The sequence below is a fragment of the Ruegeria sp. CH8 genome (genome assembly GCF_056536985.1).
Window position 1 is genome coordinate 91,763 of record NZ_JBQFQR010000001.1, and the last position, 12,791, is coordinate 104,553.

Below are 12,791 nucleotides of genomic sequence, written 5' to 3' on the forward strand. Positions count from 1 at the left end.
CTGGACGTACCCCGGCCTGGCATCCTAACATCTGCGTATGAGCGACAATAACTTCAAAGATGCCTTCAACTTAGACACGCCCGAATCCACACGCGCACATTATCAAAAATGGGCTTCCTCCTACGATGCGGAAGTCGGCGCAAATGGTTACGCGACCCCCGGTCGGGTTGCCGAAGCCCTCTGGTCGTCAATGCCTGAACCCCAGACACCTGTTCTGGACTATGGGTGTGGAACGGGTCTTTCGGGAGAGGCGTTACGCTCCGTCGGGTTTCAGGTCATTGATGGGATCGACCCGACGCCCCAAATGCTTGAGGGAGCCGAGGCCAAGGGTATTTATCGTACTCTCTCAACTTTTGAGATCACCGACACGAACCCTTTGGAGGAAGGCGCTTATAAAGCTATTGCCGCCATCGGCGTCATCAGCGTGGGTGCCGCGCCGCCTGAGGTGTTTGATCTGCTGATGGGCGCCCTGCCTCAAAACGGTCTTCTGGCATTTTCCTTTAACGATCATACCCTTACAGACAAGTCTTACACGATCCGGCTAAATGATTGGCTGGACATGGGCGCTGCGAGACTTCTGTTTCGAGAATACGGTCCTCATTTGCCGGGAATGGACCTGAAGTCTGAAGTATATGTTGTTGAAAAAGCGTGATATTTAAGACTCGCTTCGCGCCATCACCCACTGGCCCTTTGCATTTGGGTCATGCCTATTCGGCAATGCTGGCTCATGATCTTGCCGAGGCTGAAGACGGACAATTCCTGCTAAGGATCGAGGATATCGACCGTTCGCGGTCTCGGGCTCCTTGGGAAGATCAAATATATGATGATCTTCGATGGTTGGGCCTGAGGTGGCCTGAACCCGTGCTGCGGCAATCCGATCGTTTGGTCGCCTACGAAAAGGCGCTGGACGAATTGTGGGCGCGTGGTTTGCTGTATCCATGCACCTGCAACCGCAAAGATATCGCTGCCGCCGCCAGTGCGCCGCAGGAAGGTGTGCCTTTGCATGGGCCGGACGGGATCATCTATCCCGGTACCTGCCGAGCGAAATGGCAGCCAGTCTTAGCAGATGGCCCGCGCCCCAAGGACATACCGTTACGCTTGGATATGGCTGTTGCAGGCAAATTCCTTCTGAACGCCGCGCAAGCTGACGCCGTTGTTGGATCATTTCAGGAAGATGGTGCTGGACCCAATGGTGAGACGGGTGCCATCACCTTCACTTTGGAGGAACTGACGGAAACCATCGGCGACGTCGTTTTATCCCGGCGGGACATGGGGACGTCCTATCACCTATCGGTCGTTTTAGATGACGCCGCTCAGGGCATCACCCATGTCATACGCGGTCAGGACCTGTTCGAAGCCACGCGAATTCATGTCGTTTTACAAGCCCTGCTCGGGCTACCGACGCCGCGATACCTTCATCACCGGCTGATCCGGGACGACGCAGGTAAGCGTTTGGCAAAACGCGACGATGCGCGAGCGATCTCGAAATACCGGGCCGAGGGTGCATCACCTGTAGGTATCCGGGCAATGGTGGGCTTGTGACCGACTCACTCCATTGGTGACATCAACTCAACCTCAGAGCCATCACGCACGGCGGTGTAAAAGCAGGTACGGCGGTTTGTGTGGCACGCGGCACCCGTCTGACGCACCAAAACCAACAAGCAATCACGGTCGCAGTCAAAGCGGAAATCTACCAATTCCTGCACATGACCCGAGGTTTCGCCCTTGATCCAGAACGACTGGCGCGACCGCGACCAATATGTAACGCGCCCGGTTTTCAGCGTCTTCTCAACGGCTTGGACGTTCATCCAAGCCATCATCAATACCTCGCCCGAGCTTTCATCCTGGGCAATGGCCGGGATCAGACCAGCCACGTTGTATTTTAGTTGAGTCGGGTCAAATGCGACAGTTGCGGACATGATGAAAACCTTTTGCATCCCGGTGGATGGCCTCTATGTATGGGGAACACGTAACGAGGGAAACCCATGTCCGGCGAGAACGATCTGATTAAGCTCTATTCCGGCCGCATTCTGGCGCTGGCTGCGGATATTCCGCACCTGGACCGGCTTGAAAGTCCCGACGCTACGGTGAAAAAGCGCTCGCCCCTGTGCGGATCGACCGTAACCGTGGATGTGAAGATGCAGGACGGCAAGGTCTCAGATTACGGGCAGGATGTAAAAGCCTGCGCGCTGGGACAGGCTTCGGCTTCGGTTGTCGGCAGTGCAATTGTTGGGGCGACGCGGGCGCAGGTTGAAACCGCGCGCGACCAGCTCTCGGACATGCTGAAAAAGAATGGTCCGGCGCCTGACGCACCCTTCAATGGGCTCGAAGTTCTGATCCCCGCGCGAGATTACAAGAACCGCCATGCCTCAATTCTGTTAGCCCTGGAGGCTGCAACCGAGGCCATGAAGCAGGCTGAACAGGCCAATTGCGCCTAAGCGTGGCTTTCCGACGCAAACCCGTCTAATCTCAGCCAAAATTTGGGGGAGGGATTGGTTTGAATAATCTGCTTGAGCATTTTGTTACCCTTTGGGTCGTTATCGATCCCATTGGCACCATCCCCGTATTCATCGCGGTGACGGCCACCCTTACGGCTTCGGCCCGTCGCAAAACGGCCTTTCTTGCGGCTTTGGTCAGCGCCGGGGTCCTGCTGTTTTTCTTAGTCTTCGGGCAGCTTTTGATCGAAGCGCTTGATATCGGGTTGAACTCGTTTCAGGTAGCCGGAGGGATCATTCTTTTTTTATTCGCTCTGACGATGATCTTTGGGGAAAGCAAACAGGTTGTCGAACAGCATGAAGCCGAAGAGGAGCTGGAAAGGCCATCACACCGCCCCAACCCGGCGATCTTTCCCCTGGCAGTTCCTTCTTTGGCGTCCCCCGGAGCGATGCTGGCCGTTGTCATCCTGACTGACAACCATCGCTACAGCGCCGCAGATCAGGGCATTACGGCGTTGGTAATGCTGTCCGTCATTCTGATTTCGTTCTTTTTGATGCTGCTGGCCGACCCGATCATTCGCCTTATTCGGTATTCCGGTGCTGCCATTATCAGCCGGGTCATGGGGATGATCCTTGCCTCGGTCGCGGTGAATTCTGTGCTGTCTGCCATGCTTGAGATCATCAAAACAGGTGAACTGTAAGAAAAAACCGCCGCGCCTTCCGGGCGGAAAGGGCGGCGGTAGGTTGTGCGTGTCTCGCGTGGGGTCCGGATAGTCGCGCGGGGCCGAGGCAGGCCCCTCAAGGGAAATGGGACAGGCAGGTCACCCTTGACTGAAATGGGAATGACAGCGCGGTATGATCGGCACGAGATCGCAGGCAGAAAAGGGTCAGAACGTTCCAGGCAGGTGAAGGGCCACCATCAGCATGACCACCAGAGACACAGCCCCCACAGCATCCTGCAACAGCGTTGATTGCGAGCGGCTAATAGCGGTCTTGATCTGGGTCAGCATGGCCTCACCTCCGGTCAGAGCTTTAATCCTTTGTTGACCTTTTGTTCTCATATTTTGCCGAGTCGGTAAAGAACTTTTTGAGAACATTTGTGAACTTATAGGAACAAAACTCCTAACCCACTGAAATCAAACGAATAGCCTGATCCTGTTTCATCAGCCACAAAAGAACACGCGCCGCCTGCCCTCGGTCCGAATTCAGTTGCGGGTCAACTGACAGTAATGCACGCGCGTCAGTTTGGGCGACAGCCATCAATCCGGCCTGTCGTTCAAGGTCCGCGACCCGAAACTTCGGCAAACCGGATTGCGCCGTGCCGATCAGATCCCCGGCACCACGCATTTGCAGATCAGTTTCCGAGATTTTAAAACCGTCCTCGGTCTCACGCAGTACCTCAAGCCGTTTCCGCCCACCTTCACTGAGCGGAGGTTGATACATCAGCAAACATGTTGAATCTGCCTCGCCCCGCCCAACGCGACCGCGGAGCTGATGCAATTGAGCCAGCCCGAATATCTCTGCCCGCTCTATGACCATAATCGACGCATTCGGAACGTTGACTCCGACTTCGATCACAGTCGTTGCTACCAAAACTTTGGTCTGTCCTTCCTGAAACGCTTTCATAGCCGCATCTTTGTCGGCCGAAGGCATCTGACCGTGGACCAACCCGACTGTTCTTTCCCCCAAAATCGCGCGCAGGCGTTTGAACCGTTCTTCAGCAGCCGTCAGGTCCGACACCTCGGATTCGTCGACCAATGGACAGACCCAATAGCACTGGCGTCCTTCGTCAATCGCCCGGCGCAGATGGGACACGACCTCTTCCATGCGTTCGGTACTGACAATGGCCGTTTTGATCGGCTTCCGCCCTGGCGGTTTTTCATCCAACACCGAGACATCCATATCGCCATACTGCGCCAGCGCCAGGCTGCGCGGGATTGGCGTAGCTGTCATGACCAGAACATCCGCGCCCTGCCCTTTATCAGACAGTTCCATCCTCTGCCGGACGCCGAACCGGTGCTGTTCATCAACAATGGCTAAGCGGAGCGCTTGAAACTCCACATCACTTTGGAACACGGCGTGGGTTCCGACCAGAATGTGAATATCGCCGTTCTTCAATGCGGCCAGTTTTGCACGGCGCTCAGCCCCCTTGTCACGTCCGGTAAGGATATCCAGAACGATACCGGCTTCCTCGGCTAAAGGCCGTAAGCCCTCCAGATGTTGCTGGGCCAGAATCTCAGTCGGAGCCATCATGACACCCTGTCCGCCCGCCTCGACCGCGACGAGAAGCGCCATGAACGCAACCAGTGTTTTTCCCGCGCCTACATCGCCCTGTAGCAAACGGTTCATCCGTGCATCCGAAGCCATGTCTGTCGCAATTTCATCAATTGCCCGCATTTGCGCGCCAGTGGGTTTATACGGAAGGCTGGCCAGAACCTTCGACTGCAACGCGCCGGTCCCGAGGCTGACGATGCCCCGAGCCTTACGTTCGCGCTGGCGCGCCAGAGCTAGCGTCAGTTGATGCGCAAAGAGCTCGTCGTAAGCCAGACGTTCGAGCGCGGGCGCATGAGGGGCGACATCATCCGCCCCCTGTGGATTATGCGCAGCCGTAATTGCAGCCGACCAATCCGACCACCCCTGTTTCGATATCAAAGCCGGGTCGATCCATTCCTTCAATTCCGGTGCTCGCGCCAAAGCGCTGCGCGCAGCCTTGTAAGCCGTCTTTTGCGTGATCCCCTGTGTCAGGTGATACACCGGTTCAAAATCTGGAATGTTCTGCGCCTCTTCCACCGGCAGCATGTGGTCCGGGTGGACCATCTGCGCCAAGCCGTCGAACAATTCCAGTTTGCCCGAGATCACGCGCCTCGACCCCTGCGGCAGAACACGCTTTAGATAGTCGCCGCGCGCATGAAAGAACACCAGTTGGAAATCGGCCTGACTGTCCTCAACATGCACCCGATATGCACCGCCTTTGTTGCGCGGTGGCCTGTGCGTGCCAACTGTCACTTCAACCGTCAGAGTCTTGGGCAGGTCGGCGCCCTGAATGGTGTCGCGGCGCCTGCGGTCGATGACGGCATACGGCAGGTTGAACAAAACGTCGCGCGGCGAGTCCGTACCCGCCTGCGCCAGAACCTGTGCCGTCTTCGGCCCAATACCATCCAGCGTTTCCAAACCCGCAAACAACGGGAATAACTGTTCTGGGCGTCCGCTCATGCGGTTCCGATCAGCTGCAGCCAGCCATCTTCGTCCAGTGTTTCAATCCCAAGCTCGGCGGCCTTTTTCGCCTTGGACCCCGCCCCGGGGCCCGCCACCAGAATATCGGTCTTTTTACTGACCGAGCCCGAGACTTTTGCGCCCAACGCCTCGGCCCGGGCCTTGGCTTCGGCGCGGGTCATCTTTTCCAGCGTGCCGGTGAAAACAACTGTCTTGCCTGCAACAGGGCTACCGGTGGTGTCGGGGCGCTTGGCTTCCTGCACGTCCAGTTGCGCAACAAGCGCGTCGATGCTGGCGCGTTCAGCCTCTTGCGCGAATGCCGACACAAGGGCGCGGGCCATGACTTCGCCGACACCGTCGACACTCAGCAGATCCTCCCATTCGGGTCCTTCGAACTTAGCTGCAGCGGTTATAGCATTTTCGAAGTCGGACCATGTGCCATAATGGGTGGCGATCAGATTCGAGGCCGCCTCGCCCATATGCCGGATGCCCAACGCAAACAGCAGACGCCCAAAGGGTATCTTGCGCTTTTCATCAATCGCAGCCCACAGGTTGCCGGCACTTTGCGCGCCCCACCCCTTGCGGTTGGCCAGTTTGTTCAGGTTCGCAGCATCACGCTTTTGCAAGGTAAATATATCAACTGGCGTTCTGACAGGCAGATCGGGATCGTCATAGAACATTTCGATCTGTTTTGCCCCCAAACCCTCGATGTCGAAGGCTTTGCGCGAGACAAAATGTTTCAGCTTTTCCATCGCCTGCGCCGGACAGATCAGGCCTCCGGTACAGCGCCGGACAGCGTCTCCTTCCTCGCGCACGGCATCGCTGTTGCATTCGGGGCAGGTCGTGGGAAAGTCGAAAGGCTCGGCCCCTTCGGGGCGCTTTGAAATGTCCACATCGGCCAGTTTGGGAATCACGTCGCCGGCGCGGTAGACCTGCACCCAGTCGCCAACACGAATGTCCTTGCCGTCTCGGATCGTACCGCCCTTGGCGTCGCGGCCTGCGATATAATCCTCGTTGTGTAGCGTGGCGTTAGACACGACCACACCGCCCACAGTCACTGGATGCAGCCGGGCCACCGGGCTGAGCGCCCCGGTGCGTCCCACCTGAATGTCGATCGCCTCAAGCCGTGTCCAGGCCAGTTCGGCCGGGAACTTATGTGCGATGGCCCAGCGAGGCGTCGTTGACCGAAACCCGAGCCGCGCCTGCAGAGACAGATCGTTCACTTTGTAAACGACGCCGTCGATATCATAACCCAGCGTAGACCGCTGAGCCTCGATATCCCGGTAGTGGTCCAGCATCTGGCTGGTCGTTTCGCATAGCTGGGTGAGCGAGTTGGTGGCAAATCCAAATTCACTTAACCGGTCAATCGCGCCCATTTGGGTGTCAGACAACGGCTCGGACAATTCGCCCCACGCATAGGCAAAGAACCGTAGCGGACGCGAGCGTGTGACCGTCGAATCCAATTGCCTCAGCGAACCGGCGGCGGCGTTCCGCGGGTTGGCAAAGGGTTTTTCCCCTGCCTCTTCCTGACGAGCATTCAAAGCTTCGAAGTCTTCATGCGACATGTAGACCTCACCACGCACCTCCAGAATTTTTGGCGCATCTGCAATGGTTTGAGGAATGTCGGAAATCGTCCGGGCATTGGCGGTGACGTTTTCTCCAACCTCGCCATCGCCACGGGTAGCAGCCTGAACCAGTTGCCCATTTTCATACCGCAAAGACAGTGACAAGCCGTCAATCTTGGGCTCAGCGGTGAAGGACAAAGGTTCTGTCGCTTCTAGCCCAAGGTATTTTCGGATCGAGCGATCAAAATCCTGAACGTCTTCGTCATCAAAGGCATTGCCCAGTGACATCATGCGCACGGCATGGGTGACTTTGGAGAACCCATCAGCCGGACGCGCGCCCACCTGATCCGAGGGGCTGTCTGCCCGTTTCAACTGCGGGAATCGCGCCTCGATCTCGGCGTTTCGACGTTTGAGCGCATCGTATTCAGCGTCGGAAATGTCAGGCGCGTCTTCTGCGTGATACAGCGTATTTGCCCGAGACAATTGTTCGGCCAAATGCTCAAGTTCCGCCCGCGCGGCGTCCTCAGTCAGGTCAGATACCGGAATCAATTTGCTCATGGCCTCGCCCTGTCACGTATTCTTGGACCTCAGTGATAGGGCGAGGCCATGGCTAGGTCCAGTCGTGCTGTTCAGTGAGTGAGAAAGGCCGCCCCGGACCAACGGCGACCATGTTCAAATCAGGCGCCGACGGCCATGCGGGTTTCGTCAACACTATTGCTTTGCGGATCGCGCAGGACATAGCCCCTGCCCCAGACGGTTTCGATATAGTTATCTCCGCCGGTCGCATTGCTGAGCTTTTTGCGCAGTTTGCAAATGAACACGTCGATGATCTTCAACTCTGGCTCATCCATTCCGCCATAGAGGTGGTTCAGAAACATCTCTTTGGTCAGTGTCGTGCCTTTGCGCAGGCTCAGCAGCTCAAGCATCTGGTATTCCTTGCCGGTCAGATGCACCGCCTTGCCTTCAACTTCTACCGTTTTGGCATCCAGATTCACGGCCACCTGACCCGTATGAATGATGGATTGCGAATGCCCTTTCGAGCGGCGGATGATGGCGTGGATACGGGCCACCAGCTCCTCGCGATGGAACGGCTTGGTCATGTAGTCATCGGCGCCGAAACCAAATCCCTTGATCTTGCTTTCAGTGTCATCCGCGCCCGACAGGATCAGAATCGGCGTCTCTACCCGCGAAATACGCAACTGGCGCAGCACTTCGTGCCCGTTCATGTCCGGCAAGTTCAGGTCCAACAGGATCAGATCGTAGTCATAGAGTTTCGCCAGATCGATGCCTTCCTCGCCGAGGTCTGTCGCATAGACGTTGAGGTTGGCATGCGTCAGCATCAGCTCAATGCTTTTCGACGTGGTCGGATCATCCTCGACAAGAAGTATACGCATTTACTGCTCCAATTCGGGTCAATTTACCAATTTCAAATTGAGCCTGCTCAAAAATGGTTAATCTGACGTTACCGTTGAATCATCTATTCACTTTCGCCTATAGGTTGTCGATTTTTTTTTTTAGCGCGGTCACTTTCAGAGCATCCGTTCCATGTTCTGCAACCGCTGAAACCCACGCATTGAACTCCTCATCACTCAGCCCATAACGTTTTTTGGCATCTGACAGTGTGATAAGCCCGTAAACCACGCCCCGAACGACAATTGCCTTGCGCGAGGCCACCCACCGGGTCGTGTCCTCTGGTGGCAGATCGGCGCGCGATAAAACCGTTCCATCCGGTAGTGTTACGGACCTTGGTCCTTCTACTTTGTGCAAATACATCTCTCGGTCCTCTTCGTGCTGCGACAAAGCTGACACCAGCCTACTTAATGCAGAGTGAAACCGCCTCTTGAGAGTGTGTAGAATTTTCCTATATTCTGCCGGTCTTTCTTAACCCGTACTGGAATCGTCATGGCACTCGATACCGAGACACCGCTGAACTCGCTTGGCTTTGCCAAACCCCCGTCGGAAACGCGGGTGGTTGTTGCCATGTCGGGTGGCGTGGACAGTTCCGTCGTGGCCGCCCATTTGGCCGAAGAGGGCTATGACGTGGTGGGCGTCACATTGCAGTTGTACGACCATGGCGCGGCGCTGGCCAAGAAAGGCGCCTGCTGCGCAGGGATCGACATTCACGACGCGCGCCGCGTGGCCGAAGAACGCGGGTTTCCGCATTACGTTCTGGATTACGAAAACATCTTTAAGGATGCAGTAATCGACGAGTTCGCTGACAGCTATCTGGCCGGCGCAACTCCAGTGCCTTGCATCCGCTGCAACGAACGAGTGAAGTTCAAGGATCTGCTGGAAACCGCCAAGGACCTTGAGGCCGACTGCATGGCAACCGGTCACTATATCCAGCGCAAGATGGGTCCCAATGGCCCGGAACTGCACAGCGCCGAGGATGCGAACCGGGATCAGTCATACTTCCTGTTCTCGACCACGCCTGAACAGCTGGATTTCCTGCGCTTCCCGCTGGGCCACCTGCCCTCAAAAGACGCAACTCGTGAGATGGCAGCGCAATACGGGTTGGCCGTGGCAGACAAGCCTGACAGCCAAGACATCTGTTTCGTGCCTGATGGCAACTATGCCAGCGTGATTGAGAAACTTCGCCCCGGTGCGGTGGAACCGGGTGAGATTGTGCACGCAGACGGCCGCGTTCTGGCCCAACACAACGGCGTCATCCATTACACAATTGGTCAGCGTCGCGGGCTTGGGATCGGTGGCCTTAGCGAGCCGCTTTATGTGGTCAAGCTGGACGTAGACAAAAAGCAGGTAGTTGTCGGCCCCAAAGAAATGTTGGCCACACGCACCATTCCCGTACGCGAGATCAACTGGCTGGGGGATGAGCCGTTCACCTCGCGAGATGAATGGCACGTCTTGGTCAAGGTCCGCTCAACCCGCCCCCCGCGTGAAGCGATCATACGCCCCCTGTCCGACACCACCGCCGAGGTCGAACTGTTGACGCCAGAAGAAGGCGTTTCCCCGGGTCAGGCCTGCGTGTTCTATGCCTCGGAAGGCAGCCGCATCTTTGGCGGCGGCTGGATTTGGCGCGGTTATTAAACCGCGTCAGTCCACGAGTTGCTGAGAATATACAGACCGGCACAGATCATCACGTAGGGCACAAGGCTCTCCAACCGGCGGGCCAAAGCACCGCTCATGAATGGGGCTTTCGATCCAAGCATAGCGATCGCAGCCAGACTGACGGCAGCAAGAGCGGCGCCGATCACACCCGCTGTTCGGAAACTCGGCGCCGAGTCCGCCAGCAACGGTGCAAGAACGGCGAAAGTGTCCATCGACAGGCTGATGAACAACAGCGTGACCATGATGACCGATGCCCCGGTTTCCAGATTGGGATTAGTCGTTGTTTCCTTACCGCGCTTCCGGCGGATCAAAGCCAGAATACCAAGGCTCAGTGGGATAACCCCCAGATACCCGGCCCAGTGCGGCACCACGTCTTCGACGCCCAAAGCCAGCAAAAGTGCGGCTCCGATTACGATTGCCTGCGCCGTCAGAAACCCGAAAACTGAGCGCTTTGTCCCGGACACCAGCGTCAGAGCCAAAAGCGCCGCAAGGTTGTCGAGATTGGTCAGAACCTGAGCCATAAATGCCGATAGACCAAAAAGCACAAAATCCAGCATCACGCGCTCATCCGGGAAAGAACCGCTTTGGCTGCCCGCAAGCCGGGGGCTTCTCCGCCACGTCCAAGCCGCTGCATCGTTGTTGCCATCGCCTCATGTTGCGCACCCGATGCGTCCGAGACTTGTCTCAACGCGGTTGCGATGTTTTCAGGTTGGCAATCATCCAGCAGGCATTCGGGTACGGTACGGGTCTCGGACACCAAATTGACCAAGGTGACAGTGTCGAGCTTGACCATTCGCTTGGCGATAAGGGTGGTAAGAAAATTCAGATTATAGGCAATCACCATTGGAGTGGCCTGTGCTGCCAGTTCCAGTGAAACAGTTCCCGAAGCAGCCAGTGCAAGCTCAGCCGCCGCGAATGCAGCTCGTTTTTGGGCGACCGCTTGATCGGAGGGTATGTTGCGCGGGTCGACTACCACCGGGTCTCCGGGCCAGGCTTTCACATGCTCGGAGACTGTTTCCACCATATGAGCAACGGCGGGCACCACGACCCGAACGTCCGGCCGATCTTGCAGATAAAGCTGCAATGCCTTGCCAAAAACCGGTGCCAGACGCTCGATTTCCCCGCCACGCGATCCTGGCAGCGCCAGAAGAACCGGCGCACCACCAAGATCGTAGGCTGTCCGGAATTCCTGAATTTCGTCCTGCGTAGCCACCGGTTCATTGGCAACCGGATGACCAACGAAATCGCACTCCATGCCCGCGCGCTCCATATAAGGGGGCTCGAAGGGCAGTAGCGCAAGGACGTGATCGATTACCTTGGCCATCTTGTCAGCCCGACCCGGTCGCCACGCCCAGACGCTGGGGGCGACGTAGTGCACGGTTCGAATATCGCTCTGCGCTTTTACAATCTTGGCTACGCGCAGCGAGAAGTCGGGGCTGTCGATGGTGATCAGCACATCCGGTCGCGTGTCCAGAACGGCCTGTGCAGTTTCAGCGATCCGGCGTTTGAGGTGGAAGAATTTAGGCAGAACCTCAACCAGACCCATCACTGAAAGCTCAGCCATAGGAAAGCGGCTTTCAAGCCCTTGCGCCTGCATCAATGGCCCGCCTACCCCGTCGAACTGCACATCGGGAACTAGGCTGCGCAAGCCTTCCATCAAGACACCGCCCAAACGGTCGCCCGAAGGTTCACCGGCGACCAGAAACACCCGCATCAGCTGGCCCGTTCGCGTGCGTAAAGGAACAGTCCAAGTCGGTTGCATTCCTCAACGACCTGCTCTTGCTGCAAGACGATGACGCCGCCCTTTTCAATGAAGATACCCGCCAGGCCTGCAGCCACAGCGCCCGATACGGTGTCTGGACCAATCGTAGGCAGATCGGCCCGACGGTCCTGATCCGGTTTCGGAGCTTTAAACAGCACCCCTCCGCCCGCATCAGGGCGTTGGGTCAAGGACTGCAGCATCCAATCGGTACCAAAAATGTTCTCTACAGCCAGCGCTTGCCCCTTGGAGACCGCACAAGCCTGACCGATATCCGCCGCGCCCATGGCCCGCAGAATCCCCGCCGCCCGGTCGGCGTCGGCCAAATCGGCCTCCGAGGGTTGCGCCTCGGTCAGGCAACCAAGCTGCGGCAGTAAGCCCGGGGCTATTTCATGCGCTGCGCGAACGACAAAGCCGGACTCCTCGAAGATGCTGATTACAGCGCGCAGGGCCCCATCATCCCCAGACATCAACGCCTGCTGCAGCACCGGCACCAGTGGCATCGTAGCCGCGTCAATTCGCGACGGGTCAATGACAGGTCGCCGAACCGCGCCTGCCAAGCAGATCTCGGTCACACCACGCGTTTTCAAATCCGCGATGAAGCTGCCAAGCTGTTCCAGCGGAAACACTATATCGGCAGTCAACGTGTCAGGAGTGAAACCCTCCATCGCGCAGATAACGGGGCGTTCGACGAGGCAATTGACCACCTCTTCCGGTAATGCGCCCGTTCCAGCAATCAGCGCCAGCATG

General features: G+C 57.2%; 14 protein-coding genes. 5 read left to right on the forward strand and 9 right to left on the reverse strand.

Features of this window, described 5'->3' with window-relative positions; all coding sequences use genetic code 11:
* Positions 1-37: 37 nt before the first annotated feature.
* Positions 38-652, forward strand: a complete 615-nt coding sequence (locus ACR0ER_RS00455) for a class I SAM-dependent DNA methyltransferase (protein WP_480767246.1) — start codon at positions 38-40, stop codon at positions 650-652.
* Positions 649-1,542, forward strand: a complete 894-nt coding sequence (gene gluQRS, locus ACR0ER_RS00460) for a tRNA glutamyl-Q(34) synthetase GluQRS (RefSeq protein ID WP_480767247.1) — start codon at positions 649-651, stop codon at positions 1,540-1,542. The genes ACR0ER_RS00455 and gluQRS overlap by 4 nt, the downstream gene beginning before the upstream one ends.
* 5 nt (positions 1,543-1,547) lie before the next feature.
* Here gluQRS and hisI read toward each other — a convergent pair whose 3' ends face one another.
* Positions 1,548-1,937, reverse strand: coding sequence for a phosphoribosyl-AMP cyclohydrolase (gene hisI, locus ACR0ER_RS00465; protein WP_480767248.1), 390 nt, complete (start codon positions 1,935-1,937; stop codon positions 1,548-1,550).
* 48 nt (positions 1,938-1,985) lie between these two features.
* Between hisI and ACR0ER_RS00470 the strand changes: the two genes are divergently transcribed.
* Complete coding sequence (locus tag ACR0ER_RS00470; protein ID WP_480767249.1) at positions 1,986-2,438, forward strand: iron-sulfur cluster assembly scaffold protein; 453 nt, start codon at positions 1,986-1,988, stop codon at positions 2,436-2,438.
* Between the two features lie 59 nt (positions 2,439-2,497).
* Positions 2,498-3,136: a MarC family protein gene (locus tag ACR0ER_RS00475; protein ID WP_480767250.1), complete on the forward strand. Its 639-nt coding sequence runs from the start codon at positions 2,498-2,500 to the stop codon at positions 3,134-3,136.
* Positions 3,137-3,322: 186 nt separating this feature from the next.
* Here ACR0ER_RS00475 and ACR0ER_RS00480 read toward each other — a convergent pair whose 3' ends face one another.
* From ACR0ER_RS00480 to sciP, 5 genes are all read right to left on the reverse strand, one after another.
* Positions 3,323-3,445, reverse strand: a complete 123-nt coding sequence (locus ACR0ER_RS00480; RefSeq protein WP_302478167.1) for a hypothetical protein — start codon at positions 3,443-3,445, stop codon at positions 3,323-3,325.
* Positions 3,446-3,557: 112 nt separating this feature from the next.
* The gene (gene recG / locus ACR0ER_RS00485; protein WP_480767251.1) at positions 3,558-5,648 is read right to left on the reverse strand and encodes an ATP-dependent DNA helicase RecG; all 2,091 of its coding nucleotides are present in this window, start codon (positions 5,646-5,648) and stop codon (positions 3,558-3,560) included.
* Positions 5,645-7,771: an NAD-dependent DNA ligase LigA gene (ligA, locus tag ACR0ER_RS00490; RefSeq protein WP_480767252.1), complete on the reverse strand. Its 2,127-nt coding sequence runs from the start codon at positions 7,769-7,771 to the stop codon at positions 5,645-5,647. The genes recG and ligA overlap by 4 nt, the downstream gene beginning before the upstream one ends.
* Positions 7,772-7,890: 119 nt before the next feature.
* A complete protein-coding gene (gene ctrA / locus ACR0ER_RS00495; RefSeq protein WP_480767253.1) occupies positions 7,891-8,607 on the reverse strand; it encodes a response regulator transcription factor CtrA in 717 nt (238 codons plus the stop codon).
* A gap of 97 nt (positions 8,608-8,704) precedes the next feature.
* On the reverse strand, positions 8,705-8,986 hold the full coding sequence (gene sciP, locus ACR0ER_RS00500; RefSeq protein ID WP_480767254.1) for a CtrA inhibitor SciP: 282 nt from the start codon (positions 8,984-8,986) through the stop codon (positions 8,705-8,707).
* Positions 8,987-9,115: 129 nt separating this feature from the next.
* Here sciP and mnmA point away from each other — a divergent pair, with 129 nt between their 5' ends.
* Positions 9,116-10,261 (forward strand): tRNA 2-thiouridine(34) synthase MnmA, encoded by a 1,146-nt coding sequence (gene mnmA / locus ACR0ER_RS00505; RefSeq protein WP_480767255.1) that lies wholly within the window; start codon positions 9,116-9,118, stop codon positions 10,259-10,261.
* On the opposite strand, the gene ACR0ER_RS00510 is transcribed toward mnmA, so the two are convergent.
* The 3 genes from ACR0ER_RS00510 to ACR0ER_RS00520 are packed head-to-tail and all read right to left on the reverse strand — an operon-like array spanning position 10,258 to position 12,790.
* Complete coding sequence (locus ACR0ER_RS00510) at positions 10,258-10,839, reverse strand: cadmium resistance transporter (RefSeq protein ID WP_480767256.1); 582 nt, start codon at positions 10,837-10,839, stop codon at positions 10,258-10,260. The two genes, mnmA and ACR0ER_RS00510, sit on opposite strands and share 4 nt — an antisense overlap.
* Entirely contained in the window at positions 10,839-11,996 is a 1,158-nt protein-coding gene (lpxB, locus tag ACR0ER_RS00515) for a lipid-A-disaccharide synthase (protein WP_480767257.1), read from the reverse strand. Before lpxB ends, ACR0ER_RS00510 begins: the two co-directional genes overlap by 1 nt.
* On the reverse strand, positions 11,996-12,790 hold the full coding sequence (locus ACR0ER_RS00520) for an LpxI family protein (RefSeq protein WP_480767258.1): 795 nt from the start codon (positions 12,788-12,790) through the stop codon (positions 11,996-11,998). The genes lpxB and ACR0ER_RS00520 overlap by 1 nt, the downstream gene beginning before the upstream one ends.
* Position 12,791 lies beyond the last annotated feature (1 nt).

Coding starts and splice junctions, on each gene's coding strand:
- hisI (WP_480767248.1), bottom strand. CDS start 1,937: ATGCAAAAGGTTTTCATCATGTCCGCAACTGTCGCATTTGACCCGACT.
- ligA (WP_480767252.1), bottom strand. CDS start 7,771: ATGAGCAAATTGATTCCGGTATCTGACCTGACTGAGGACGCCGCGCGG.
- ACR0ER_RS00470 (WP_480767249.1), top strand. CDS start 1,986: ATGTCCGGCGAGAACGATCTGATTAAGCTCTATTCCGGCCGCATTCTG.
- ACR0ER_RS00520 (WP_480767258.1), bottom strand. CDS start 12,790: ATGCTGGCGCTGATTGCTGGAACGGGCGCATTACCGGAAGAGGTGGTC.
- ACR0ER_RS00510 (WP_480767256.1), bottom strand. CDS start 10,839: ATGCTGGATTTTGTGCTTTTTGGTCTATCGGCATTTATGGCTCAGGTT.
- ACR0ER_RS00455 (WP_480767246.1), top strand. CDS start 38: ATGAGCGACAATAACTTCAAAGATGCCTTCAACTTAGACACGCCCGAA.
- lpxB (WP_480767257.1), bottom strand. CDS start 11,996: ATGCGGGTGTTTCTGGTCGCCGGTGAACCTTCGGGCGACCGTTTGGGC.
- recG (WP_480767251.1), bottom strand. CDS start 5,648: ATGAGCGGACGCCCAGAACAGTTATTCCCGTTGTTTGCGGGTTTGGAA.
- ctrA (WP_480767253.1), bottom strand. CDS start 8,607: ATGCGTATACTTCTTGTCGAGGATGATCCGACCACGTCGAAAAGCATT.
- ACR0ER_RS00480 (WP_302478167.1), bottom strand. CDS start 3,445: ATGCTGACCCAGATCAAGACCGCTATTAGCCGCTCGCAATCAACGCTG.
- sciP (WP_480767254.1), bottom strand. CDS start 8,986: ATGTATTTGCACAAAGTAGAAGGACCAAGGTCCGTAACACTACCGGAT.
- mnmA (WP_480767255.1), top strand. CDS start 9,116: ATGGCACTCGATACCGAGACACCGCTGAACTCGCTTGGCTTTGCCAAA.